Genomic DNA, 24,332 nt, shown 5'->3' with positions numbered 1-24,332 from the left:
TTGACCGTGTTATGCCTTGATGAACGTTTCGTGCAGATGGCGCCACAGCAGCGCGCCGCTGGCCTGCTTCTCGAACACCACCGTGGCGCGGCGATCGGTCTGGGTGCCGCTGGCATCGATCTGATGCTCGCGATAGGTCACCGTTGCGCCGCGCGCATGCCGGTCAATCCCGGTCATTTCACTCAAGGTGATCTTCAACCCCGGGCGCATGCCGCCCAGACGCGTGAATAAAGCATTGACCCCAGCCGCATTCACCCTGGTGCCAGTGGCGGGGGCGACCATGCTGAACTCAGGCGAGAAACGCGCGAGCAAGCTCTCCAGGGTGCCTTGCGGCGCAACGCCGGCAAACCATTGTTCGATCTCGACGTGGGTCTGGATCACTTCTTCAAAAAAATCGCTGTAGTCGATCATGGGTGAGGCTCGCTGGCAGGGTGAAGCAGTGTGCGGACTCTGGAAGTGTCCAGGCGCAGCACTGCAAAAAAAGGCAGCAGGGTCAGGCCAGCCGCCATCGTGAAGGTTATGGCGAAAGAATCCAAGGCCGACAACAGCGCACTCAGTGCGGCCGCGCCGAGACAGAAACTCACCTGTCGGTTGATGTTCCACAAGGCACTGGCGTGGCCCATGCGTTCGGCAGGGGTGTCGAGAAACGCCAGGGTCTGCGCGGTGCTGCTGCACAGGCTGCCGCCCAACCCCATTAACAGATAGGCCGGCACAATCAGGGTCGGTACGTTGAGCAACAGAATGCCGACGCATTGCAAGGCCATGCCGGCCAACAGCAATGGCTTCGGCCCGCAGCGATTGAACAGCTTCTTGCTGAGGTAAATCGCCAGGGCTGAAGCCAGCGCCCACGGCAGCATCAGTGCGCCAGTCTGTGTGGCGTCATAGCCGAGCCCGCGCAGGTAGAGGATGGCAATGAGGCTGGTGCCGATGAATACGCCAGGGATACACAGGTAAATCAGCATCGTGGTGCGCAGCATTGGGCTGCGGGCCTGTTGGAAAATACTGCCCACGTCCAAGGCAGGTCGGGCATTCGTGGGCCTGTCAGGTTTTATCCACAGCAGGGCCAGCAGCAGCGTGATCAACGCCAAGGGCAAGTTGGCGTAGAAGATCCAGCGCCAAGACACGCTGTCGACAATCAACCCGCCCAATGCAGGGGACAGCGCCGGCACGAGTAACGCCACCGACATCACCCGCGCCGTCAGTTGGCTGCGTTCAGCGGGCGGGAAATATCGGTAGGCCATCGCCTGGCCCACGGGAATCAGCAAGCCACCGCCCACCCCTTGCAGGCCGCGCCAACCGATCAGCGCTTCAATCGAACTCGCCTGGCCCACCAGTAAGGAGGCGCCGGCGAACAACAGCAAGCTGGCGGCAATCAAGCCGCGTTCACCCATCATCGCTGCCAGCCACACGCTGAACGGAATAATCACGGTGAGGCCAAGCATGTAGGCATTGCTGATCCACGCCAGTTGCGTGACCGAGGCCTGCAGTTCGCGAGCGATATCCGGGTAGGCAACCGTGGCGACAAACATGTTCACCAGGTCCAGGGCAAAGCCCAGCAAAAAGATCCAGGCGACTTTCGAGCGGTAGGTCATGGGTGCGGTCCGGCGAGTGAGGCGGGCAGGGTAGGCCGCACACAATGTTTTGGATACGCCGGTTTGCCTGCTAGTTTGTCAAAAATATTTTGACAAAAGGGGCGTGCAGCAAATGGTCAGCCTGGACCGATTCGACACCTTCAAGGCCGTGGTCGAGGCCGGCTCGCTCACCGCGGCCGCCGACCTGCTGGGCCAGACCCGTGCCGTCGTCAGCTTCAACCTCAAGCGCCTGGAAGCTGAACTGGGCGTCACCTTGTTGATCCGCAACACCCGCCAACTGGCGCTCACCGATGCCGGTGAGCGCTTCTACCTGCGTTGCACGCGGATGCTCGAAGAGGCGCGATTGGCGGTAGATGAAGCGCGTTCTGAGCATGCCCAGCTCAAAGGGACATTGCGCATTACCACCACGATCGAGTACGCGTTGGCCAAGGTTGCACCGGCGGTCGAAGCCTTCCGCCGCCTGCATCCAGACCTGCACATACACTTATCCACATCCTCTACTCACGCGGACCTGATCTCCGAGCGTTTTGACGTGGCAATTCGCTTGGGGCGCTTGCTGGATTCAAATCATCGCGCGGTGCAACTGTCCACGTTCGAGGTGTTCGCCGTGGCGGCACCCGCGTTTGCCGCGACGGACTCACTGGACGCGTTGGAGCAGCTCCCCAAGCTGGGGCACGGTCGTTTGACGGAACTGAGTGTGACCGACCCTCAAGGCGGCGAGCATCAATACCGCCCCGGCCCAACGGCGCTCATGGCCGACAGCGCGGCAGTGCTCCAGGCCTTTGCCATCCGCGGGCATGGCGTGGCGGTGTTGCCGCAATGGTTGGTACAGGACGACCTGGACGCGGGACGGTTGGTGCGCCTGTTGCCGGATCATCGCTTCGCCCCACAAGGGATCTACGCACTGTATCCAGACACCCGGCATTTGCCGCTGAAGGTGCGGGCGTTTATTGATTTTTTGAAGGATTAGAGCGAACCGCCCAGCCCGAAGCGTTTCTTCAATACCGTCTCCAACAACCCCTTGGGCAACAACGCCGCCATCAACGGCAATGCCCGGCTGCCATTGCCCGAGCGCAACAGCCGAGGCGGGTGTGGCTGTTGCACGGCCTTCAGCACGTGCGCTGCAAACACGTTGGCCGGGGTTGGTTTGTCCTGGGAGGCCTGGCTGCGTGCGCGGATGCCCTCGCGCAACGGCCACCACGGCGATTGCTCGTTGATCAGCAACTCTGCCTGGGCGCCTGCGTTTTTCGCGAAACTCGTATCGATGGCGCCGGGTTGCACTTCCATGACCCGCACGCCAAAGGGTGCCAGTTCCATACGCAGTGCATCGCTCAAAGCGTGCACGGCCGCTTTTGATGCGCAGTAGGCGCCGGCAAAGGGTGTCACCAGCACACCGGACACACTGCCGATATTCACCACCAGGCCTTTGCCGCGCCGCAATGCAGGGAACAGCGCCTGCGTCACACCGACGAGGGAGAACACATTGGTTTCGAACTGGCGCTGCATCGCCTCGGTGCCGCCGTCAAGCAAGGGGCCCATGGCACCGTAGCCGGCATTATTGACCAGCACGTCCAGCTCGCCCCATTGCTCGGCCAAGTGTTTCAAGGCGGCACTGTCGTTGACGTCCAGCTGCACCGCATTGAAACCGGCGGCGCGGAGGGCAGCGACATCTTCTTCCCGCCGGGCGCTGGCCCACACGTCATAGCCGGCGGATTTGAACGCATCTGCCAGGGCGCGGCCGATGCCGCTGGAACAGCCGGTGATGAGTACGTTGGGCATGGGGCAGTCCTTCGGGCAGGTGGGTCGGTGGGCTTGGACGCGTCCGATTATAGCCAGCCAAGGGAGCATTGCCGTACAACCAGGCGCTTAAGCTTCATTCTTAGACGCTTGCAGATACGCCTGAATGAGGTTTGTCAGTCCGAGAAACTGCCTTGCAGGTGCTCGGCACGAAATTCCAGGGTTTGCGGGCGATAACCAGGGCGCAAGGGCGGGGTGGGCAGGCAATCGTCCCACGTGGCGCCGGCCTGAAGCTCGCCAGGGCCGCGATAGCGCGGGGCGGCGTAGACGTTGTCGGCCAGGTTGACCGAGTCGCCCGGTGCATAGGCGGCGACGCGCCAGCGCAGTTCGGTCAGTGGTACGTCGTTGCCATTGTTGAGGGTCAGCTTGAGCGGTCGGTCGGCGGGGCATTCTTGCGGGGCGAAGGTGATGCGCAGTTCCAGGCGTGCCAGCTGCGAGGCTTCGCGGTTGTCCAGCCACACCACCCAGATCGCCACGCAGCCCAGGCCGACAGCGGCAGCGAGGGAAACCGGCAGCGCCTTGGCGGGGTAGCGCAGTAGCAGGATCAGCCAGGTGATGATCAGGAGAACGCCGAAGAACATGGTGACAGTCTCGGATACGGATAAGACATCCTACCTGCGGCATGGCATTGATGACTATTGGCGGTAGGACTTTTTGATTGGAGGGAACCGTTTCGCTCATTTCTCCCACAGAGCCGTTATAGGGAAATGCAGATTATCCAGGAGGGTAATAAAAACGTTCTGTTATGTGAGAAAAAACCATGAATGCTTCAGCCCTAACTGCGCCGGTCACTGCATCCCCAGTTGCGTCAGCCTTGACCTCTCTCATCGCTCCTCAGTCCGCGCCAACGCCGACCAACGCTGGAACTGCCGACCTAAGTGCAGAGAAAGACGTTGATGTGAAGCCCCGCATGCAACATCAAAAGCTGACCAGCCTGGGACAAACGGTTCTGCGAGGTGCCGGTGCGCTTTTCCCCACAGCGCTGCATAACAATGAGAACAAGGAGAAAGCGCCGGGAGCCGGTTTTATAGGGGGCGGAGCCCAAAAAGAGAAAGCGACGGGAGCCGGTTTGATGGTGGGCGGAGCCGCCGCGCAAGGCCTTGGGAAAAAGATTGGTTCAAGTGGCGGAATAGCCGCAAAAGCCTTTGGTGCGGGCTTGGTCTACTTGGGCAAGGCTGCTCAAGAAGTTGGTAAGGCGCAATATGATAACTCGGGTAGCACCACTGGCAGTACTGGCAGTTACAACGCCTATTCCCCTAAGAACTGGAAGGGGTCGTCACAGGCTTAGGTCGTCGCGGAAATGAAAAAAGCCCCCACCCAACCCACTGCGGATAGGGGACGCAATGGGCTGGGCGAGGGCTTCTTGTACGACTGTTTTATTGCGCGATAGTTTTCACCGACACGCCACGTTCAACCGGCGTCGAGCGACCGTAGATATCTTCAAAGCGCTCGATGTCGTCTTCACCCAGGTAGCTGCCCGATTGCACTTCGATGATCTCCAACGGGATCTTGCCAGGGTTGCGCAGGCGATGCACCGAAGCGATCGGGATGTAGGTGGACTGGTTCTCAGTGAGCAGGAACACGTTCTCGTCACAAGTCACTTCGGCAGTACCGCTGACCACGATCCAGTGTTCGGCACGGTGGTGGTGCATCTGCAGCGACAGGCACGCGCCCGGCTTGACCGAGATGTGCTTGACCTGGAAACGCCCGCCCATGTCCACCGAGTCGTAGGAGCCCCACGGACGATAGACTTCGCAGTGGTTCTGGGTTTCGCTGCGGCCCTGGTCGTTCAGGGTGTTGACCATCTGCTTGACGCCCTGGACCTTGTCCTTGTGGGCAATCATCATCGCGTCCTTGGTTTCCACCACCACGATGTTATCCAGGCCGATCACCGAGACCAGCTTGCCGTTGCCATGGATCATGCAGTTGCGGCTGTCCTGGATCACCACGTCGCCTTTGCTCACGTTGCCGTGCACGTCTTTGTCGTTGACGGCCCACAGCGATGCCCAGCAACCCACGTCGCTCCAACCGGCACTCAGCGGCACCACGCAGGCGCGCTGGGTTTTTTCCATCACGGCGTAGTCGATGGAATTGTCCGGGCAGCAGGCGAAGGTGGCTTCGTCGAAGGTCACGGTGTCGGCGGTCTGTTCGCTGCGCTCAAGCGTCAGCAGGCAGGTGTCGTAGATGTCCGGATCGTGCTTTTTCAGCTCTTCGAGGAAACGGCTGGCGCGGAACAGGAACATGCCGCTGTTCCAGAAGTAACCGCCGCTTTTGACGAACTCGACGGCGCGTTTTTCATTGGGTTTTTCCACGAACTGCTCGACGCGGCTCACGCCCTCGGGCAGCAGCGAATCGTTGGTGGACTTGATGTAGCCATAACCGGTTTCCGGACGGGTCGCCGGTACGCCGAACAGCACCATCTCGCCACGCTCGGCGGCCACGGTGGCCAGGGCCAGCGCACGTTGCAGGGCTTTCTGGTCGTCGATCACGTGGTCGGCGGGCAGCACCAGCATCAGCTCGTCGCGGCCTTCATTGACCAGCATCATCGCGGTGAGGGCCACGGCCGGCGCGGTGTTGCGGCCGAACGGCTCCATCAGGATGCGTTGGCTTTCCAGCTTGCGGGCGGCCAGTTGCTCGTTGACGATAAAGCGGTGGTCCTTGTTGCAGACCACGATTGGAGCGTCCATACCTTCAAACACCAGGCGTTCCAGGGTTTGCTGGAACAGCGTGTGTTCGCCGGTCAGGGCCAGGAATTGTTTAGGGAACTGTTTACGGGAAAGCGGCCAAAGACGTGAGCCGCTACCACCGGAAAGGATGACTGGAATCATGGGTGTTTCTCCTTGAATCGATTTGGGTCAGAGCTACGAAGGTTTGTCGTTTCACTCTTGTTTTTGTCTCGGTCCGACCGGACTCCTCGGTCCCTGTGGGAGCCGGGCTGGCCCGCGATGCAGACGACTCGGTTTGTCAGGGAGACCGAGGTGATGCCATCGCAGGCAAGCCAGCTCCCACAGGGGAGCGGAGCCAGGTCGGAAATCTAATTAGCGGGTCGACACAGGGCGTTTCACCCACACTGGCGACAGGCTCGAACCGGAACCGGTGACGTAGAGCACCGCTGCCTCACCACGCTCCAGGGCCACTGGCTTCACATCGCCGACTTTCTTGTCGCCGTCATACAGCGCCAGGCTCACCTTCACCGGGTTGATCTCACGCTCGCCACGACCTTTGGCGGCAACGGCCTTGACCACATCGGTCTTGCCGTCAGCGGTTTTCAGGGTGAGGGCCTTGTCGCTGAGGTTCTGCACGCGCACCAGGGATTTCTGCTTGTTCTTGAACGGTGGCTCTTCGATCAGCTGTGGCTGGCCGCTGCCGCTGTTGACCAAGGTGTAGTAGTGGTCAGGTGCGAGTTTGACCGGCACCGTCTGGCTGCCGACCTTGGCGCTGTAGTCACCGCCGGGCATGAAGCTGAAGTCGCTGCTGGCCAGTGGGGCCACATCGCTCAGGTTGGTCGCGCCAACGGTGGCGCTGACTTCCTGGTTGCTGGCGTTGTAGATCCGCACGAAGCTTGAGCCTTTTGGCGCGGTTGGGCCGTAGAGGGCGGCGTCGCCACCGGCGAAGGCGGACATCGATACGAAGCTCAGGCCGGCCGCGATAGCCAGGGTTTTAGCGAGACGACGAGGAGTTGTAGTGAAAGTCATGTGAGTTACCTCTCTTTCAGTTTTGCGCCCGGTCGGGCGTCTCGGATTTTTCGTGTTTAATCGGGGTGTTCAGTGCCATGTTCTGTTGGCGCGAACCGGCTTGTTTAAGCTGCGCAACCCATGCGGGGTCGGCATCACCGATTTCGTTGTTTATGGGCAGATAACGTTCAGGAAACTCCCAGATCAGCACCTGTGGCGGGCTGTTCTTGAAGTCATCGCTTTTCAGGTAGCTGAGCATCGGCAGGATCGGGCCGTGGCCGTCTTCGGCGTAGCTGACCACGTCGCTGCCCAAGGCTTGCTTGAGGGCACCGACGAAGTTCCAGTTGGGGTTGGCGCTGTAGCTGGTGCCTACCAGGGCCACTGGGGTTTGGCTGTCGCTGAACAGGGCGTCGTCGCCTTTGGTTTCGGCCAGGTGCGTGACGCGTTTTTCCAGCGGCTCTTTAGGCGGCATCAGGTTTTCGAACAGCGGGTCCAGCGGCAGGAACAGGCGCAGGTCGCCTTTGTGCGGTTCGGTCTTCTCGGCCTCGGTGACGAAGCGTTGCGGCTCACCGCTCAGCGGGGTCTTGTCGGCAATGGTCTTGGCCAACTGCTTGGCGGCGATTTCAGCGCCGTCCGGGGTCCAGTGGGTGTCGGTGCGCAGGAACACTTGCTTGCCGCCGAGCTTGGCCTGTTGCAGCGGGCCGAGCAGGTCCGGGGCGATGATCTTGTCGGCAGCCACACGGGCGTGGAAGTCCTGGTACAGGTTGGCGTGGATGCTGGCCGGTTTCACTTCACCCAAATGTTCCGGGTAGAGGCGCACCTTGGCCGGCACGATTGCCATCACCAGTTGAATGCCCTGGGCCTTGAGTTTCTGGCGCACGCCTTCGACCAGCGCGTAGTTGCCTTGCAGGTTCTGGTCTTCATTGACGGCGGGGTTGAACTCCTCGTCGCTGTACAACCAGTGATCGCGGCCCAGCACTACGCCGGGGCGGCCTTCATTGAACAGCTTGTAGTCCAGCGCCGCCCACAGGTTGGTACCGATGCGCTTGATCGGGAACTGGTCGTCGTAGTGCGTCTCGACGGCCTTGGTCCAGCGGCCGTTGAGCACGGTGGCGTCGGCATTGGTGCTGAAGCCAAAGAAACTGCGCAGCGACCAGGCGCCGAGCGCCAGCAGCACCACCAGGAACAGGCCGATATAGAGGACGCGCAATGATCGTGTCATGGTCGGCTCCCTCAGAATTGGAAGTAAAGGAACGGCGAGAAACTCTGCGCCGACAGTTTGAGAATCGACGCCACGAACAGCAGCAGCACCGCAGCGCGCATGGCGTAGCGTGGCCAGTCAGCGGTCCAGTAGGCCGGTTGCACAGCGGCATCCTGGCCAACGGTGAAGCCTGGCTCGTGGATGCTGCCGGGGTTGTCGCCCGGTACGGCCTTGATCAGGCTCGGGTCGGCAGGCTTGGCTTTTTCCGCAGGGCGATTGGTGTAGAAATCGCGCAGGCCGAAGAACGCCAGCGTTGCATACGCCACCACCAGGGTTGCCACTTGCAGGCCGGTGAGGTTGGCGCGGTTGAGTTCCGACAGCGACCACTCGCCAAAGCTGAACATCGCACCGTACATACGGCCGGCGACGTGCAGGTTCTCGGCGCGGAAGATTACCCAGCCCATCACCACCAGCAGGAAGGTGAAGGCCCAACGCACCGGGTTGAAGCTGCGCGGCGAGGTGTTGAGGCCGATGGCTTTTTCAATCGCCAGCCACATGCCGTGCCACGCACCCCACACGATGTAGGTGATGTTCGCACCGTGCCACAGGCCACCGAGCAGCATGGTCAGGAACAGGTTGCGGTAGGTGGTCAGCGTGCCTTTGCGGTTGCCGCCCAGAGTGATGTACAGGTAGTCACGCAGCCAGGTGGAGAGGCTGATGTGCCAGCGCCGCCAGAACTCGGTGATCGACTGGCTGATGTAGGGCTGTTTGAAGTTTTCCATGAAGCGGAAACCCATCATCAAGCCCAGGCCGATGGCCATGTCGCTGTAGCCGGAGAAGTCGAAGTACAGCTGCGCGGTATAGGCCAGCGCACCGAGCCAGGCATCGCCGGTGGTGGGGTTTTGCAGGGCGAAGCAATGGTCGGCCACCACCGCCAGCGTGTCGGCGATAAAGACTTTCTTGATGAAACCCTGCATGAACCGCGTGCAGCCCTCGGAGAATTTGTCGAGGGTGTGGGTGCGGTTGTTGAACTGGTCGGCCAGGTCGCGAAAACGCAACACCGGGCCGGCGATCAGGTGCGGGAAGATCGCCACGAACGCCGCAAAGTCGATGAGGTTGCGGGTTGCTGGGGTATCACCGCGGTACACGTCGATGATGTAGCTGATGGACTCGAAGATGTAGAACGAGATCCCGATCGGCAACAGCACGTGGGTGAGGATAAAGGGCTCCAGGCCCGCCGACTTCATCATCACGTTGATGCTGTCGACGCCGAAGTTGGCGTACTTGAAGTAGCCGAGAATGCACAAGTCGACCGCCACGCCGAGCAACAGCCAGCGTTGGGCCGGCTTGGTGCGCACACCGGCTGCCCCGACCTTGAGGCCGATCCAGTAGTTCCACAGCGTCACGGCGGCGAACAGCGCCAGGAAGTCCACTCGCCACCAGGCGTAGAACACATAGCTGGCAATCAGCAGCAGCAGGTTGCGATAGCGTTGCCCGCTCAAGTAGTACAAGCCGAGAAAGATCGGCAAGAACAGAAACAGGAACACATTGGACGAGAAAACCATCCCGATCTCTCCATGTTTAACCAACAGTCAAGGGCCAGAGCCCCCCCAAACCCCCCCATCAAATCCGGGAGGGTGTACATGTTTCAGTGTGGGAGCTGGCTTGCCTGCGATAGCGGTGTGTCAGTCGACATCCATGTAGGATGTCAGATAGCTATCGCGGGCAAGCCCGCTCCCACAGGTTCAGGAACCTTTATTGCCCTTTTCATGCGTCGGGTCGTAGACCTTGGTCAGGTCGCCCCCGAGGCGGAAAGTCTTGAACGGTTGCATCCCGTGCTTGCGCTCGATCACATCCGGGGCGCAGGTGTAGAGGGTGCAGAACGGTTCGAGCCAGGCAAACTTCATGTCTTCCTTCAGGTCTTTCATGTCCTGCTCTTTGCCGTTCTTCTGCTCGAAGATCTCCGGGTCTTTCACCCCGGCGAGCACTTTGTCGCCCAAGCGTTTGAGTGCGCCGTTGTTTTCCTGGCGCAGGTCCACACCGTTGACCAAGGCAAAACTGGCGATCATCGACAGCGGCGGCAGCGCGTAGTTGTGGTACGACAAGGCGCGTTGCTGACGCTTCAGTTCGTTCGGCAGGAAGCCCTGGTCATCGACCTGGTTGGCGCCGACCTTGTATTCCTTCACGGCCCAATCAAACAGGTCGCGACGGTTGGTGGCGACGGACGTTGCCATCACCGACCAGGCGGCCCAGTAGGAGTGGTTGTTGGTTTTTTCCAGCGGCAGGTTGTCCCAGTCGCTCACCACCTGATCGGCCAGTTTGTTGAACCAGGCTTCGATCAGTTGCGCTTCCTGCTGGTGGTTGGCCAGCGGGTGCGACTCGGAGAACTTCAGGCGCACATAGGCCGACGCCATGCTGCCCAGCGCCCATTTGCGCATGGACTTGCCGGTGTGGTTGAAGTCCTTGGACATCAACGCATCCGCCTTGGCCCAGCTGGTCAGCCAGTTGAGCGTGCATTCCAGTTGCTCCGGACGACCGTCGCGCATGAACTGCATCACACGCTTGCTGGTGTCTTTTTCCAGCTTGGTGATGTCGGCGGTGCTGTCGCGAAAGGCTTTTTCGGATTGCACATTCAGCGTGGAACGGGCCTTGTCCGAACCTTCGTACTTGCTGCGAAATTGCAGCGAGCCGGTGTACGGCGCCGGCATGGCGTCGCAGTCATTCTTGAAGTCGCCGGTCTTGAACGCTTCCACCGGGGCGAAGTAGCCCTGGGGTGGACGCAGTGGCGCGGCGGCGTTGACTGAGCCGGCGAACATCGCCAGGCCCAGCAGCGTTGGAATCAATATGTTCTGCATAGGTAACCTCATTGCGCACTTACTTCACGGCAGCGAAGCAGTCTTCTGACCGCCGCTAGGGAATACGTTGCGTGTGCAAATTTTCGCTTCGACTTTCTGCGCGGCAGCGCCCGCTTCCGGACCCTGCACTTCCACGGCCAGCAAGTTCTGCGAGGCCCAGTCTTCATCGGTGCGCAGTTCAAAGGCGAAACGCCCGTCTGTATCGGATGTTTCGGGTTTCTCGATCTTGATGTCCTCGTGGCGCCCGTTCATGTACCAGAGGGTGGCTTGCAGGGTTTTCACCGACGGGTCGGCGAAGCGGATATCAACCTGGTGATTGGCGTTACGCAGGTCTTTGTTCGAACTGTTAACCAGCAATTCGTTCTTGCCGGGTTTCAAGGTGGTGCTGGCTGTCATCTGCGCGGTCTTGCCTTCGCAGCCGTTGTCGAGCAGCGACATCATCTGGCGATAGATGGTCTCCTGGTCGAGGCGGTACAGCGGCGAGAACTCCCAGATCAGGATCTTTGGCGGGGTCTTCTGGAATTCATCGCTGCCCAGGTACTGGATCATCGAGCCTTCGAGGCCACCGCCGGGGAAGGCGACGTTAAGGATGTCAGCACCGATTTCCTGTTCCAGGAAGCCGGCGAAGTTGTAGTTCTTGCCGCTGTGGCTGGTACCCACCAGGGTGATCTGCGGGTTGCCCGAATCGCCGAACAGGTCGCCGTCGCCCGCTTCGCCCTTGGGCTCGGTGGTGAACTGGTCCATGTACTGGATCGCGTAGCTGGTGCCGCACAGCTGGCCGGCCATGTTGTGCAGGGTGCCAGTCTTACCCATGCGCCCGGAGCGCTTGGTTTCGAATTCGCGCTTGGGAATATCGGCGAACTCAGGCATGGCACGCACTTTGGCACCGACGATTTTTGCGGTGCGCTGGGCGCCGTACGGCGTCCAGTGTTGGTCGCCACGGAAGTAGAAATCGTGGGCCGGCAGTTCATCCGGAAGCTGTTCGTTGGTCAGCGGCGACAGGTCCGGCACGACGTAACCCATCTTGGCGAAACGCCCGAGCATGGTTTTGTAGTTACCCAGCGCCTTGTCAAAGTCGAACTTGGCCTTCTCTTCCGGGTTGAGCTTGTTGCGATTCACCAGGCCACGGGTCGGCTGGTAGACCACCACCAGTTCCACACCCTTGGCCTTGAACGCATCGTGCAACTGCTGCATGCGTTTGTAGCCGGACGGGGTGGTGTCGAACTCGGTACGCAGGTCTTCCTGGGTACGGAACAGCCAGTCGCCCTGGGCTTGCACCAGGGTGGTGAAGTTCTGCTGGTAGCGTGTGGTGTAGTTCTTTGCATCGTGGGCGGCCGGGCACAGGCTGCAGCACGGCTCGGCGGTGAAGGTCGGTGCCTTGACTTCGTCGGCGCGTACGCCTTGGCTGGCCGCGAGCAGGCCGAGGGTCAGACCCGAGAGGCTCAGCAGTTTGATCATGTGTGGGTGCATAAGGGTCATCCTCAGTCCTGCAATTCGGTCTGGCGTTCGACAGGGTCGATCAGCACGGCTTTCTGCTGGCGTACCAGCAGGTCGAGAATCTCTTCCTGGCGATCGCCCAGCACGCCGTTGAAGCTGATGCCGCTGGACTTGGTCGGCGCCAGCATCGACACGCGGTACAGCTCAACGCTCAATGGCGAGTCGATGGATAGCGGGCCACTGCCGTTACCCGCCAGTTCACCGCCGACCACGATCAGCGAGACCTTGGCGTCGAACGGGTCGAGGGCGATGTCACGGTCGGTGTCGGTCAGGTCCTTGATGTGGCCGTACAGACCCGTCAGGCCGTTGGCCATCGAGGTGTTCTCGTACAACTTGATGTTCACGCTGTTACGCACGCGGATACCGTGGCGACGGTTGGCAATCACCTTGTTGCCCCACAGCAGGTTGTCACCGCTCTCATAGAGCGTGATGCCGTCGGTGTGGTTACGGTAGAACTCGTTGTCAGCCACGATGTTGTTGACGCTGTTACGGTCGAGCACCAGGCCCGAGAGCTTGTTGTCGTAGCTGCGGTTGTTGAAGATGAAGCTGTCGTTCACTTCACGGGAAATGATGATGCCGTGCTTCTTCTTGGTGCCGTAGACGGTGTTGTCCGCGATGATCAGGCCGTGGGAACGGTCGTGGGGGTCAATGCCGTAGACGATGTTGTCCTTGTAGGTATTGCCCTTGATCACGAAGTTCGTGGTCTCGTAGCAGTAGAAGCCGTACCACATGTCCGAGAACTCGGAGTCGATGATCCAACCGGTCGGCTCGGGACGCTTGAGCACCTTGGCCATGTTCGGCGTGTACTGGGAAATACTCACCCCGTACGACTTACTGTTGGCGTAGCCGAAGCTGGCCATCTTGGTCTTGGAGATGTACGTCTCGGTGCCGCCCCAGGCCAGCAGGAACGGGCGAAACTCCTTGGGCGACTTGAACAGCGCCGGGCCGTTGGCCTTTTCGCTCCAGCCGGTGACTTTGGTGTCACGCACGAACAACTGGCCGTCGTTGATCAGGAACGAACCGGCTTCCTGGGACAGACGCAGCTCCTGGGTCTTTTTGTCGATTTCCAGGATGCCCTTGCGCCCGACCACGATCGGCAGCTTGGCGAGGAACACGCCCGGCGAGGTCTCGCTCAGGTACTGCTTGGGCACCTTGCCCAGCAGGTCTTTGAGGTTCATGTAGCCGTCGTCGACAAAGATCGCCTGGGGAATACCGTGCTGGCGCACCACCCATTCGGCCATCTTGTTGTCACCGCCGATGAAGTCCTTGAGGGCGTCTTCCTGCATCATGCGGCGGATGCTGATCTTGCCCGGCTTGGCGCGCACGATCTTCTTTTCCATCGCCGCGTCGGTGTAGCCCGACAGGTCCGGCAGGGCCGGCTTGGCCATTTCCAGCGGCGCGGTCGGCGGGCTGGAGATGGTGTAGGTCTTGGCCTGTTGCAGCTCTTTGGCGATGGTCGGCGCTTTAGCCTGCGGCGCGACATCGGCCAGGGCAGCGCCGCTTGCCAGCAGCATCGCTGCCGCCAGCAGGGCCGAGCCTTTGAGGGCTTGAGGGTTCATTGCGCAGGCTCCCATCAGAACTTCCAAATCACGTCGACAAACGCGCGATGCATGTACGAGTCAACCTGGGAGCCATAGGCATCGCCCGGCTTGAACACGCCTGCACGGAAACGCACCAGGGCCGACGGCTCGTCGATCGATTGGCTGAGCGCAGCCGGCAACAGGCCGGTCTTGAAGTACTTGGTGACCACCAGGTCCATCTCCTGGCCCAGGTCCTTCTTGCCGTCTTCAAGCGGCAGGGAAGTGCTGGACAGGATCGCGCCGGTCACGTCGTCGGTGTTGTTCTGCACGGCATCGATACCGTTGCTGCCCACCGGCTTGTTGCCGTCGACACGCCAGAACTTGTGGTACACCAGGCTGGCGTCGTAGTCCTCGCGCAGCTGCCAGGAACCGAACAGGCTCATGGACTGCATGTTGTTCATCTCGCCACGGAAAGCTTCGCCGAAGCGATGCACGCGGGACTGGGTGCCGGTCCAGTTCGAACGGTTGCTTTGCAGGCCGTTCTGCTCGTACTCGGCACTGGCGCGTGAGTAGGCCGCGCCCACTTGCCACTGCGGGTCAAGGCGCAGGCGCACGCCGAGGTCGGTGGCCCAGCCACTGACATCGTCGCTGTGCTTGGCGTTGGTCGGGCGAGTGCCGTCGGCGTTCAGGGCATTGACCGAATCACGGTCGCCGCGCATGCCGGTGACGCTGGCCCAGTAGTTGACGGTGTTGGTGTTGCGCCAGTTGTAGGCGTCGCTGTTGGCTTCGATACCGAGCCAGCTCAGGTCGCCGTTTTCGCGCTTGTCCAACGAGTCGGTCGGTACGCCGGGTTCCGGGTAGTCGAGCTTGCCGTTGTCATGGGTGTGGTGACCGCGCAGGCCGATCCACTGGCCTGGCGTCCACTGGTAGGCGGCGTCGGCGTAGAGGTGCTGGCGGTCCTTGTCCTTGGGCGACAGCTCCTTGAGGTCGGTGCGGTACTCGCTGAAACGTTCGGCGACGCCGACATTGGCCTTGAGCAGGGTGGTGTCGAAGGTCCAGTTCAGCGCTTCGATGTTGGTGTCGCGCCATTGGCCGTCGTCATTGCGCAGGCGCTGGCGGCCCAGCTTGAGGATCTCGCCAGGGTAGGGCGTGAAGCCGCTGTAGCCGACCCAGAACTCGCGCATGGCCAAGTAGTTTTTCTTGGCCTTGCGGTCGTTGTTGGTGGTCTGCTGGTTTTCGTCGTCGGCCGACTGTTGCAGGGTGTCGGTCTCGATGATGTCGCTCGATACCACCGCCTGGCCCATGGCGTAGGCGCTCCAGTTGCCGCTTTCACCGTAGATCCACGGGCGCAGGTCGAGGCCGATACCGTTGACGTCGCCGCCTTTCTGCGTGCCGAGGTCGCGGTCATCTTCGGACTGCGCGGTGGCTTTGACTTCCAGGCCGAAGTTCTTGGCTTCGGTCAGCGCGGCCAGGGTCGGGCACGACCACAGCAGGGCGAAGGTCAGGCCGATACCGGCCTTGACGAATGGGTTGAGCTTCATAGGGATTCCTCGCCGTCTTCTTCTTCCAGGGCGTGCAGTTGCAGCGTGCTCTGGGCCAGGGTGCCGCGGGCGGCCAGTTCCTGTTGCACCAGGCGTTGGCCTTGGGCGCGTTGCTCCGGAGTGAGCGGGGTTTCGAGCTGCGTGGCCAAGTCATTGGCCTCTGGCGTGTCCTGGGCTTTAGCCAATTGGCTGAAGACATAGGCATTCAACGGGTCGGGCTTGGTGCCCTTGCCTTGGGAAAACAACTGGGCGATGGCGAAGTCGGCGCTGTTCTGGCCGTTGCGTGCAGCGGTCAGCAAGTGGTCCAGGGCTTTTTGCGGGTAGACCTTGCCCAGGTAGCCACGGCGATAGATCTGGCCGAGGTAGTAATCGGCGGCCACTTCCTTGCCCACGGCTTTTTCGAAGTGGGCTTCAGCTGCCTTGGCGTCGGCCGGCACCCATTTGCCTTCGTAGTAGAGCTTGCCCAGCAACAGCTCGGCGCGCGGTTGGTCGGCGGCGCGGCCGTTGTCCAGGTACTTCATCATCTGGTCGACGTCGCCCAGTTCGGGGAAGTCGTAGAGCAGTTGCGCCAGGCTGACCCACGATGCCGGGTAGCCAGGTGCGATTTTTTCCAGCAGGGCCTGGGCGGTTTTTTCATCCGTCTTGCCCAGCGAAGCGTCGCCCAGCACGCGTGCCACGCTATCAACACGTTGTGCGGTAACGGTGCCACGGCTGTAGCCGGCTTCCATCTGCTTGAGCAGCTCGGCCTGTTTCTCTGGCTCGGCTTTTTTCTGGTAGACCGTGGCCAACTCGACGTAGCAGATATCGGTGGTGTTCAGCGCGGCTTTACAGATGCGCTCCACGTCATCCAGGTGCTGGTCGTATGTGTCCTGGGTGCGATACAGCAGCACTTGGGCCAGGCCGGCTTCCGGATAACCGGCGGCCTGCCACTTGCTGATCTGCTGCTGGGCATTCACGTTCGGGAAGCTGTGCGGGTATTGCAGGTACAGCATCGCCAGCGGGATCAGGGTGTTGCCTTCGCCATTGGCAAAGGCTTTTTTCAGCAAGCCTTCGGCTTCATGGTGTTCGGCTTCGGTGCTGCCAGGCTTGGCCACCAGCAGGCGACCAAGACGGGCCTGGGCGCGTGGCGAGGTGTCCGCCGCCGCACGGTAGGTGGCTTCAGCCTGTTTGATTTGCGCCGGATCGCGGGTGCCTACCTGGATGTCGGCCAGGCCCACCTGGGCCTCGCTGTAACCCAGGTCTGCCAGCTGCTGGTAATTCTGCTGCGCGGTGACGGTGTCGCCACGTTTCAAAGCTTCGTTAGCCAGGCGTTGGTCGGGCAGGCCGGCGCAACCGGCCAGGCTGACCGCAACAGCTAGCAACGCTACAGTTCCCATGTGGGAGCGGGCTTGCTCGCGAAGGGGCCCTGTCAGTTGATGCATGTGTTGGCTGACACACTGCTTTCGCGAGCAAGCCCGCTCCCACAGGGATTGTGGTGTTTTTGAGAGAGTCATCACAGGCATCTCCTCGCTTACAGACCGTGAGCCATGGCTTTATCGATCAGCCAGTTCAGGGACGGGCCACGGTCGCTGGTCACTTCCACCGGACGACCGGCGTAGGTGCTGTCCAGCGGTGCGTCAGGCTTGATCTGCACGCGGATATCGGAGGACAGGTCGGCGCTGTTCAGGCTGGTGCTGCTAACGATGGTGCCGGTGCGGATCTGTTCTTCGTCGGCCACCTGGAAGGTCACCGGTGTACCTGGGCGAACGTCGGCGAACTGGCGGTAGGTAAAGCGTGCTTCAACATTGGCCAGGCTGCCGCGTGGTACCAGTTGGAAGATCACGTCGCCTTTGTTGGCGTACTGACCGTCGGCGACCATTTGCTGGGCCACCACGCAATCGCAGGGCGACGTCAGGGTGCCGGTCATTTGCTTGCCGAACAGCTCTTCAACCTTGGCCGGTTGCAGTTGGTCTTCGTCCAGGTGGCCCTTGAGCACATCGAGCATGCTGGTGCTGAAGGTCGCCAGTGGCGCGCCTTTGGCAGCGATCCCGTCACCCTTGAGCAGGCTTTGCACAGTGCCGTCGCGCGGCATGGTCACGTTCATGCCCGGAACGCTGACCAGGCCTGCCTGGGCGTGGCTGACGAAGTACATGCCGTACACCGACTTGAAGACAAAACCGAACGCCGCGAGGCCGACCAGGAAGATTGCCAGGCTGAACGTCACGGCGCGCAGGCGGCCGAAGGCGCTCATGTTGCTGCCGCCGTCCTTGACCTTGCGTGCCTTGGTGAAGTTGTCGCGTTGCAGGGTCGCCAGCACGTCGCCCATGGTCACGATGTCACCGGACAGGTGCGAGGTGATCAGGTGGCGCAGGGTGGAAATATCCTGCTGTTCCAGGTTCTGGAACTGGCAACCGGTGCGACCTGTCTGGCGGTCGTAGGAGCGGATCTGCAGTTCCACGTCCATGGCCAGGCCGAGGTTGTCGATGACGAACTGCAGGCGACCCTTGTGCACTTCACCCACGGTCAATGGCTGGGTGGCGGTGAACGCCAGGCCGCCGGCGGACAGGTCGATCACCCGTGCTTCGGTCTGGGTGCGGTCGGTGTTGAAGAAGCGCAGCTTGGCCGGGATTTTTACGCGGGCATGTTGGCGCTGGGCTTCGGATTCGTGGACAACATTGGCATTTACTTGGCTGTTCATCAGGGCAATTTCCTAGAGTTAATTCAGGCTTGGCAGGGTCAGACCATCATCAGCAACACGGCAACGAAGATGCTGCCGGCGGAGAAGGTCATGGTCCGAGACGACCAGGTGTTGAACCAACGTTGAAAGCTGGCCAAATCGCGGGTCAGTTTGGTGTCCTGGCGGGTCCAGGACTGTTGATCAAGGCGGAAGAACACGTAGATCTTCACCAGTGCGCCCATGATCTGGTTGTAATAGAGAATCACCGGGTACGCCGGGCCGATCTTGTGACCGGAGCACGACAGCAGCAGGGTCAGAATCAGGCGGGTGATGCCGATCCACAGCAGGTACGCGAGGATGAACGCGCCGCCGTACTTGAAGGTGGCGATGATTGCCACGGTCAGGCCGAGCAGGGAGGTCCACATCGATACGCGCTGGTCGAACAACACGATGCTGGTGAACAGGCCCAACCGACGCATACCCAGGCCCAGGGCACGGGAGTTCTGGCGCAGGTTGTTGCCGTACCAGCGGAACATCAGCTTGCGGCTGGCCTTGATGAAGCTCTTTTCCGGCGGGTGTTCCACGGTGTGGATCGCCGCGTCCGGCACGTAGAATGTGTCGTAGCCCAGGCGCATCAGGCTGAACCAACTGGACTTGTCGTCACCGGTGAGAAACTTGAAGCGGCCCAGGCGCCAGTGTTGCAGCGAGTCGCTTTCCACGTCGGCGATAAAGCCCGGGTCGGTCACCACGTTGGCGCGGAACACCGACATGCGACCGGTCATGGTCAGTACGCGCTTGGACAGGGCCATGGAGCACATGTTGATGTGGCGCTGGGCGAAGCGCAGCTTGTGCCACTCGCTCATGATGTAGCCGCCGCGCACTTCGCAGAACTCGTTGGTGGTCAGGCCGCCGACATTGCCGAACAGCTGGAACCACGGCACGGTCTTGCGTACCACGCCTTCGGCGAGCACGGTGTCGCCATCGATCACCGCAACCACCGCGCGTTCATCCGGCAGGTGGCGGGAGATGGCGCGGAAACCGAAGGCCAGGCCGTCGCGCTTGCCGGTACCGGCGATACGCACGAAATCGAGCTTCACATGCTCCGGCGGATTCATGCGTTCCCACAGGCTTTTCACCAGCAGCTCATCGGACATTTCCACCAGCGAGCAGACCACGGTGGTGGGGAAGCCGCATTCGATGGCTTCACGGATCACCGAGCTGTACACCTGCGCAGTGGTCAGCGCGTCGATACGGAAGCTGGTGACCATCAGGAACACATGGGACGGGTCGGCGGCCTTGCCCAGCTTGCGCACTTTACGGCGCAGGTGCGGGTAGACCACGTACAGGAACAGCATGCCGCGAAAGAAATGCGTAGCACCCATCGAGTAGCGCCAGATACCGACGGCGCCAATCAGGAAAATAAAATTCTTCGACTCGGAGTCGAACGTACTCGCCGGCAAAAGCAGGGCGAGTCCCATCAGCAGGCTCAGAAAGAACAGCCAGCCGGCGGATTGGAGCAGTACTTGTTTTAACTTGGACATAAGCGTCATCCGAAGGTGATGAAAGCGGCAAATTGCAAGCCGCAAGCTGCAAGTGGAAGTGCTTTTACTTGCAGCTTGCGGCTCGAAACTTGCCGCTGCTCTTCTGTTACCAGCAAATGCCTTCGGTACGACCGCTCGTGCTGGTGGCCTTGGACATGAAGCCCACCAGGTCGATCACTTGCTTGCCGTGTGGTGCGTTCTGCGCCAGGGCACGGAACTTCTCATCGCGGTTGCCCAGGATGATCACGTCGGAGTTGTTGATCACGTCGTCGAAGTCCGAGTTGAGCAGGGACGACACGTGCGGGATCTTGCCTTCGATGTAGTCTTTGTTCGCGCCGTGGACACGGGCGTACTCGACGTTGCTGTCGTAGATGCTCAGGTCGTAGCCCTTGCCGATCAGCATTTCGGCCAGCTCGACCAGCGGGCTTTCGCGCAGGTCATCGGTGCCGGCCTTGAAGCTCAGGCCCAGCAGTGCGACTTTGCGTTTGTCGTGGCTGGAGACGATGTCGAAGGCGTTCTGTACCTGGGACTCGTTGCTGCGCATCAGCGAGTTGAGCAGCGGCGCTTCCACGTCCAGGGAGCTGGCGCGGTAGGTGAGGGCGCGCACGTCTTTAGGCAGGCACGAACCACCGAAGGCGAAGCCTGGGCGCATGTAGTACTGGGACAGGTTGAGGGTCTTGTCTTGGCAGACCACTTCCATCACTTCGCGACCGTCGACGCCGACGGCCTTGGCAATGTTGCCGATCTCGTTGGCGAAGGTCACTTTGGTGGCGTGCCACACGTTGCAGGTGTATTTGATCATCTCGGCAACGGCGATGTCCTTGCGGATGATCGGTGCGTCGAGTTCTTCGTACAGCGACTGCAGGACATCGCCGGAGGCTTTGTCGAACTCGCCGATGACGGTCATCGGTGGCAGGTCGTAGTCGGCGATGGCGGTGGATTCACGCAGGAATTCCGGGTTGACTGCAACGCCGAAGTCGACGCCGGCTTTTTTGCCGGAGCAGTCTTCGAGGATCGGGATGACCACGTTGGCCACAGTGCCCGGCAGTACGGTGCTGCGCACAACCACGGTGTGGCGGGTGGCTTTGTCACGCAGGACCAGACCGATTTCGCGGCATACCGCTTCGATGTAGTCCAGCTCCAGATCGCCGTTTTTCTTGCTTGGCGTACCGACGCAAATCATCGACAGGTCGGTATCGCGGATGGCTTCGGCGAAGTTGGTGGTGCCACGCAGTCGGCCAGTTTCGATACCCTGGCTCAACAGCTCGCCCAGACCTGGTTCAACGATTGGCGATTTGCCCGCATTGATCAGGTCAATCTTGTCCTTGGAGATGTCTACGCCAACCACTTCGTGGCCGCGGGCAGACAGGCAACCGGCACATACTGCGCCAACGTAACCGAGACCAAATATGCTGATGCGCATCGCATTTACCTCTTTGTCATTCAAGACTGTGTTAATCATGCCAATTAATGGCCGGAGTTCATGTTTGCAAGCGTCACTGATGCCACGGAAGTTGAGCGAATAGACGCCGACTTACCGCGTACAGGCATGTTAAATAGTGAGTGACTAACTATTGCACTCAAGTTGTGCGCAACTTGGCCTTGTTATTGGGGCTTGCCCTGAAATGCAGCCAGCCTTCCTGGGAGAAGGGCTCGGCGCCAGTGCCGCATGGCTTTGATAGGGGGCTTTAAGCCTTAAATATCAATGCCTTGGGTTGTATCACTGACCCATTAGGGTAAGCACAGCCTTGGCCTTATAGTTCGTGGCAATTGATCCTTATCGCCGCTCTCAACTAATCGGTTGGTAATGTGACCACTGAGTCAAAGTTAATGTGACAACTTCGCTACTTCCGTTGGTCTGCCGTGTAAGTCATCTCCTACAGAAACAGAGAATTTCGTTACCGGTGGTATGAGCGGTGCTTTAGGACGAAGTTCCAGCCCACTCATCCTGTTTCCTGAAATTTCTTGAAATATTGGCAAAGATGGCACTGCTACTATATTGATAGCACTTGCTATTTGGGCCAGTAGTTATAGGGAGTTGGCACGCTGGGATAGTTTTGTGCCACTAGTGTTTTAAAAAAGTGGTGCCACTACGAAAAAAATCGACGAATGTCGAGTGAAAGAATTGTTAGAGATGCGTCAGGATATTTTTTGACGCCAAAATAATGACGATTCCCTGATTGAAATGCGCAAAAAAATGTGGGAGCTGGCTTGCCTGCGATGCCGGTGTATCAGTCAGAAATGAATCGACTGATGCACCGCCATCGCAGGCAAGCCAGCTCCCACAGTTGAGATTCAGTGCGGCGAAAGGAGCGGCCGCTTTATTCCGGTGCGTGATCGCGCAAGAACACCAAATTGTCCGGCTTCGACTGCTCGGCGTTGAAGCGATAGCCCTGCACGTCAAACTGCTTGAGCTTTGCCGGGTCGTTGATGCGCTCTTCGATCACAAAGCGGCTCATCATGCCCCGCGCCTTCTTGGCGTAGAAACTGATGATCTTGTACTGGCCGTTCTTCAGGTCCTTGAACTCGGTATTGATGATTCGCGCATTCAACGCAGTGCGCTTGACCGCCGAAAAGTACTCGTTGGAGGCCAGGTTGAGCAACACGTCGTCGCCTTGTTCGGCCAGTGCTTCGTTAAGCCATTCGCTGATGCGCGTGCCCCAGAAGGCGTACAGGTCCTTGCCACGGGCGTTAGGCAGCTTGGTGCCCATCTCCAGGCGGTACGGCATCATCAGGTCCAAGGGCCGCAGCAGACCGTATAGGCCCGAGAGCATGCGCAAGTGATCCTGGGCGTAGGAGAAGTCGGCATCGCTGAAGGTTTCGGCATTCAAGCCGGTGTACACATCGCCTTTGAACGCCAGCAACGCCTGCTTGGCGTTGGCGGGGGTGAAGGCAGGGGTCCAACTGCCGAAGCGGGCGGCGTTGAGGCCGCCGATTTTGTCGGATACGTGCATCAGTTCGCTGATTTGCGCCGGGCTGAAGGTGCGCAGTTGCTCGATCAGCTCCTGGGAGTGGTCCAGGTACTGCGGCAGGGTAAAGCGCTGCGTCGCTGGCGCGGTCTCGAAATCGAGGGTCTTGGCGGGGGAAATCACCATCAGCATGAAGTCGTCTCCTGTAAACGTGGGGGGATTCTAGGGGGTTGGGCGGTTTGACTCCACCTATGATGGCGATAGGCGCGATCCGCTATGATGGCCGGTGACTCTGGAGAGGGAGACCCCGTGTGCGAATAGCGCTTTTGTTGTCGGCTTGCTTGTTGTGCCTCAATGCCCACGCGGCGCCCGTGGATGTGGCCAGCCTGGACCGTAGCACCTGGCCGGAAAAACTCGGCAGCCCGGCGCTGTTCGATGTGGCCTCGCGCGCGGAAATCCTCATGTTCGCCCACAGCCTGCTGGCCAGCGAGAACCAGGACGAGGCCGCGCTCAAGCAGCGCCTGGGCCTGAAGATCATCAACCTGGCCGCCATCGATGACCTGCGCCGCCAGCTCTGGCAGCGTCTGTTGGAGAACTACACCTTCGCCCAGCAAAGCTGCGAGGAGGACGCCTCATTTTGCTACCTGGTAGAGAGCATGGACGACCTGCGCGAGCAGGCCGGCAAGTTCGAGGTCAGCGAAAACTCCTTCTATATAGGCTGGGCCGGCCCCAGCCATGTCTTCCACGAACGTTATCTGGACGAGTTGCTGCGCAAGGCCGCGCTGTTCCCGCAGATCAGCAGCGAAATCGCGCGTTTCGGCGACCATGAACGTAATGGCGACGAATTCAACGATCGCTTGTTCCTGCTCACGTTCGACGGCGGCCCGGCGCCGGTCAGCGGCAACACCGATTGGCTCACTGACTACCTGCGCAAGCAGAAGATGAACGCGACGTTCTTTGCCCTCGGCAGCAGCCTGCAAACCCGTGTGGAGCGCAGTTCGGTCGCCGATGTGCAGGCGTTGTACCAAGGCCAGTGCGTCGGCACCCAGGGCTGGCAGTATCGCTCCCACAGCCATTGGGTGGATTGGCAGGGTTCGATTACCCGCAGCGCCTCGCTGGCGCAAAACCTGATGCCGGAAAACTACGTGCCGCTGTTCCGTCCGCCCTATGGCCAACGCCGTGCGGACAGCCAGGGCTTTTTCCAGGCACAGGGTCTGCAAGTGGCGTTGTGGGACATTGATTCCCAGGACGAACCGGGCAAGCTCAAGGCCGAAGAATCGGCGCAACGGGTGCTGACGTTGATGCTGCTGTGGCGCAAGGGTGTGATTGTTTTTCATGACACCCAGGACAAGGCACGGGTGGCGTTGCCGATCTTGTTGCAAGCGACGGCGCAGAGTGGTCTGGGTTGGCAGGACTGCCGAGAGGCGTTTCGCTGAAAATGCCCGGCCCTGTTGGGGATGAGGCCTTTTTGGGGTGATTTTTTGCGATATTTCGATGCAGGCGGACTTCCGACTTTAGCGGGGTACGTGGCACTCGACTAGTGCTATTC

Annotated in this window: 20 protein-coding genes; 3 read left to right on the top strand and 17 right to left on the bottom strand. The window is 60.4% G+C overall.

The window, feature by feature from the left end:
• Nucleotides 1-9: 9 nt before the first annotated feature.
• On the bottom strand, nt 10-411 hold the full coding sequence (locus tag KHP07_RS03520; RefSeq protein WP_078046981.1) for a DUF4440 domain-containing protein: 402 nt from the start codon (nt 409-411) through the stop codon (nt 10-12).
• Nucleotides 408-1,592 carry an MFS transporter gene (locus KHP07_RS03515; RefSeq protein WP_214496608.1) on the bottom strand — a complete coding sequence of 395 codons (1,185 nt, stop codon included), beginning with the start codon at nt 1,590-1,592 and terminating at the stop codon, nt 408-410. The genes KHP07_RS03520 and KHP07_RS03515 overlap by 4 nt, the downstream gene beginning before the upstream one ends.
• Before the next feature lie 112 nt (nt 1,593-1,704).
• Between KHP07_RS03515 and KHP07_RS03510 the strand changes: the two genes are divergently transcribed.
• Nucleotides 1,705-2,562: a LysR family transcriptional regulator gene (locus KHP07_RS03510; RefSeq protein ID WP_099494082.1), complete on the top strand. Its 858-nt coding sequence runs from the start codon at nt 1,705-1,707 to the stop codon at nt 2,560-2,562.
• On the opposite strand, the gene KHP07_RS03505 is transcribed toward KHP07_RS03510, so the two are convergent.
• Entirely contained in the window at nt 2,559-3,371 is an 813-nt protein-coding gene (locus KHP07_RS03505) for an SDR family oxidoreductase (RefSeq protein ID WP_078046984.1), read from the bottom strand. The genes KHP07_RS03510 and KHP07_RS03505 overlap by 4 nt on opposite strands.
• A 134-nt stretch (nt 3,372-3,505) precedes the next feature.
• Nucleotides 3,506-3,970, bottom strand: a complete 465-nt coding sequence (locus KHP07_RS03500) for a multidrug transporter (protein ID WP_099494084.1) — start codon at nt 3,968-3,970, stop codon at nt 3,506-3,508.
• Between the two features lie 179 nt (nt 3,971-4,149).
• Between KHP07_RS03500 and KHP07_RS03495 the strand changes: the two genes are divergently transcribed.
• Nucleotides 4,150-4,677: a hypothetical protein gene (locus tag KHP07_RS03495; protein WP_214496607.1), complete on the top strand. Its 528-nt coding sequence runs from the start codon at nt 4,150-4,152 to the stop codon at nt 4,675-4,677.
• A gap of 88 nt (nt 4,678-4,765) precedes the next feature.
• On the opposite strand, the gene KHP07_RS03490 is transcribed toward KHP07_RS03495, so the two are convergent.
• The 13 genes from KHP07_RS03490 to yaaA all read right to left on the bottom strand — a co-directional run bounded on the left by KHP07_RS03490 (nt 4,766) and on the right by yaaA (nt 22,975).
• Nucleotides 4,766-6,217 (bottom strand): mannose-1-phosphate guanylyltransferase/mannose-6-phosphate isomerase, encoded by a 1,452-nt coding sequence (locus KHP07_RS03490; RefSeq protein WP_028618920.1) that lies wholly within the window; start codon nt 6,215-6,217, stop codon nt 4,766-4,768.
• A gap of 210 nt (nt 6,218-6,427) precedes the next feature.
• The gene (locus KHP07_RS03485) at nt 6,428-7,084 is read right to left on the bottom strand and encodes an alginate O-acetyltransferase AlgF (RefSeq protein WP_033899560.1); all 657 of its coding nucleotides are present in this window, start codon (nt 7,082-7,084) and stop codon (nt 6,428-6,430) included.
• Between the two features lie 16 nt (nt 7,085-7,100).
• A complete protein-coding gene (locus KHP07_RS03480) occupies nt 7,101-8,285 on the bottom strand; it encodes an alginate O-acetyltransferase (protein ID WP_100491456.1) in 1,185 nt (394 codons plus the stop codon).
• An 11-nt stretch (nt 8,286-8,296) separates the two neighbouring features.
• The gene (locus KHP07_RS03475; RefSeq protein ID WP_025855609.1) at nt 8,297-9,829 is read right to left on the bottom strand and encodes an MBOAT family O-acyltransferase; all 1,533 of its coding nucleotides are present in this window, start codon (nt 9,827-9,829) and stop codon (nt 8,297-8,299) included.
• Nucleotides 9,830-10,009: 180 nt separating this feature from the next.
• Complete coding sequence (locus tag KHP07_RS03470; protein ID WP_099494086.1) at nt 10,010-11,119, bottom strand: mannuronate-specific alginate lyase; 1,110 nt, start codon at nt 11,117-11,119, stop codon at nt 10,010-10,012.
• Between the two features lie 24 nt (nt 11,120-11,143).
• Nucleotides 11,144-12,589 (bottom strand): alginate O-acetyltransferase, encoded by a 1,446-nt coding sequence (locus tag KHP07_RS03465; RefSeq protein WP_078050870.1) that lies wholly within the window; start codon nt 12,587-12,589, stop codon nt 11,144-11,146.
• Between the two features lie 11 nt (nt 12,590-12,600).
• Nucleotides 12,601-14,190 carry a mannuronan 5-epimerase AlgG gene (gene algG / locus KHP07_RS03460; RefSeq protein ID WP_078046990.1) on the bottom strand — a complete coding sequence of 530 codons (1,590 nt, stop codon included), beginning with the start codon at nt 14,188-14,190 and terminating at the stop codon, nt 12,601-12,603.
• On the bottom strand, nt 14,190-15,677 hold the full coding sequence (locus KHP07_RS03455; RefSeq protein WP_214496606.1) for an alginate export family protein: 1,488 nt from the start codon (nt 15,675-15,677) through the stop codon (nt 14,190-14,192). The genes algG and KHP07_RS03455 overlap by 1 nt, the downstream gene beginning before the upstream one ends.
• A complete protein-coding gene (gene algK, locus KHP07_RS03450; protein WP_371857037.1) occupies nt 15,674-17,098 on the bottom strand; it encodes an alginate biosynthesis TPR repeat lipoprotein AlgK in 1,425 nt (474 codons plus the stop codon). The genes KHP07_RS03455 and algK overlap by 4 nt, the downstream gene beginning before the upstream one ends.
• 89 nt (nt 17,099-17,187) lie before the next feature.
• Complete coding sequence (locus KHP07_RS03445) at nt 17,188-18,354, bottom strand: alginate biosynthesis protein Alg44 (RefSeq protein WP_078046993.1); 1,167 nt, start codon at nt 18,352-18,354, stop codon at nt 17,188-17,190.
• A 38-nt stretch (nt 18,355-18,392) separates the two neighbouring features.
• Nucleotides 18,393-19,874, bottom strand: a complete 1,482-nt coding sequence (alg8, locus tag KHP07_RS03440) for a mannuronan synthase (protein ID WP_502937525.1) — start codon at nt 19,872-19,874, stop codon at nt 18,393-18,395.
• Nucleotides 19,875-19,980: 106 nt separating this feature from the next.
• On the bottom strand, nt 19,981-21,297 hold the full coding sequence (locus KHP07_RS03435) for a nucleotide sugar dehydrogenase (RefSeq protein ID WP_078046994.1): 1,317 nt from the start codon (nt 21,295-21,297) through the stop codon (nt 19,981-19,983).
• Nucleotides 21,298-22,195: 898 nt separating this feature from the next.
• On the bottom strand, nt 22,196-22,975 hold the full coding sequence (gene yaaA, locus KHP07_RS03430) for a peroxide stress protein YaaA (protein ID WP_099494088.1): 780 nt from the start codon (nt 22,973-22,975) through the stop codon (nt 22,196-22,198).
• Nucleotides 22,976-23,094: 119 nt separating this feature from the next.
• Here yaaA and KHP07_RS03425 point away from each other — a divergent pair, with 119 nt between their 5' ends.
• A complete protein-coding gene (locus KHP07_RS03425) occupies nt 23,095-24,219 on the top strand; it encodes a polysaccharide deacetylase family protein (protein ID WP_099494089.1) in 1,125 nt (374 codons plus the stop codon).
• Nucleotides 24,220-24,332: the final 113 nt, after the last annotated feature.

The organism is Pseudomonas sp. VS40, assembly GCF_018587885.1.
In the GTDB taxonomy this organism is placed as follows: domain Bacteria; phylum Pseudomonadota; class Gammaproteobacteria; order Pseudomonadales; family Pseudomonadaceae; genus Aquipseudomonas; species Aquipseudomonas pergaminensis.
The sequence above is the reverse complement of the archived record's forward strand: the minus strand, read 5'-3'. Positions and strand labels throughout refer to the sequence as shown.

Excerpts from the sequence above, each read along its gene's own strand:
- KHP07_RS03510 (WP_099494082.1), top strand. The coding sequence starts at position 1,705 with ATGGTCAGCCTGGACCGATTCGACACCTTCAAGGCCGTGGTCGAGGCC.
- algK (WP_371857037.1), bottom strand. The coding sequence starts at position 17,098 with ATGCATCAACTGACAGGGCCCCTTCGCGAGCAAGCCCGCTCCCACATG.
- algG (WP_078046990.1), bottom strand. The coding sequence starts at position 14,190 with ATGGGAGCCTGCGCAATGAACCCTCAAGCCCTCAAAGGCTCGGCCCTG.
- KHP07_RS03485 (WP_033899560.1), bottom strand. The coding sequence starts at position 7,084 with ATGACTTTCACTACAACTCCTCGTCGTCTCGCTAAAACCCTGGCTATC.
- yaaA (WP_099494088.1), bottom strand. The coding sequence starts at position 22,975 with ATGCTGATGGTGATTTCCCCCGCCAAGACCCTCGATTTCGAGACCGCG.
- KHP07_RS03465 (WP_078050870.1), bottom strand. The coding sequence starts at position 12,589 with ATGCACCCACACATGATCAAACTGCTGAGCCTCTCGGGTCTGACCCTC.
- alg8 (WP_502937525.1), bottom strand. The coding sequence starts at position 19,874 with ATGTCCAAGTTAAAACAAGTACTGCTCCAATCCGCCGGCTGGCTGTTC.
- KHP07_RS03470 (WP_099494086.1), bottom strand. The coding sequence starts at position 11,119 with ATGCAGAACATATTGATTCCAACGCTGCTGGGCCTGGCGATGTTCGCC.
- KHP07_RS03480 (WP_100491456.1), bottom strand. The coding sequence starts at position 8,285 with ATGACACGATCATTGCGCGTCCTCTATATCGGCCTGTTCCTGGTGGTG.
- KHP07_RS03495 (WP_214496607.1), top strand. The coding sequence starts at position 4,150 with ATGAATGCTTCAGCCCTAACTGCGCCGGTCACTGCATCCCCAGTTGCG.
- KHP07_RS03445 (WP_078046993.1), bottom strand. The coding sequence starts at position 18,354 with ATGAACAGCCAAGTAAATGCCAATGTTGTCCACGAATCCGAAGCCCAG.
- KHP07_RS03520 (WP_078046981.1), bottom strand. The coding sequence starts at position 411 with ATGATCGACTACAGCGATTTTTTTGAAGAAGTGATCCAGACCCACGTC.
- KHP07_RS03490 (WP_028618920.1), bottom strand. The coding sequence starts at position 6,217 with ATGATTCCAGTCATCCTTTCCGGTGGTAGCGGCTCACGTCTTTGGCCG.
- KHP07_RS03475 (WP_025855609.1), bottom strand. The coding sequence starts at position 9,829 with ATGGTTTTCTCGTCCAATGTGTTCCTGTTTCTGTTCTTGCCGATCTTT.
- KHP07_RS03515 (WP_214496608.1), bottom strand. The coding sequence starts at position 1,592 with ATGACCTACCGCTCGAAAGTCGCCTGGATCTTTTTGCTGGGCTTTGCC.
- KHP07_RS03455 (WP_214496606.1), bottom strand. The coding sequence starts at position 15,677 with ATGAAGCTCAACCCATTCGTCAAGGCCGGTATCGGCCTGACCTTCGCC.
- KHP07_RS03505 (WP_078046984.1), bottom strand. The coding sequence starts at position 3,371 with ATGCCCAACGTACTCATCACCGGCTGTTCCAGCGGCATCGGCCGCGCC.
- KHP07_RS03435 (WP_078046994.1), bottom strand. The coding sequence starts at position 21,297 with ATGCGCATCAGCATATTTGGTCTCGGTTACGTTGGCGCAGTATGTGCC.
- KHP07_RS03500 (WP_099494084.1), bottom strand. The coding sequence starts at position 3,970 with ATGTTCTTCGGCGTTCTCCTGATCATCACCTGGCTGATCCTGCTACTG.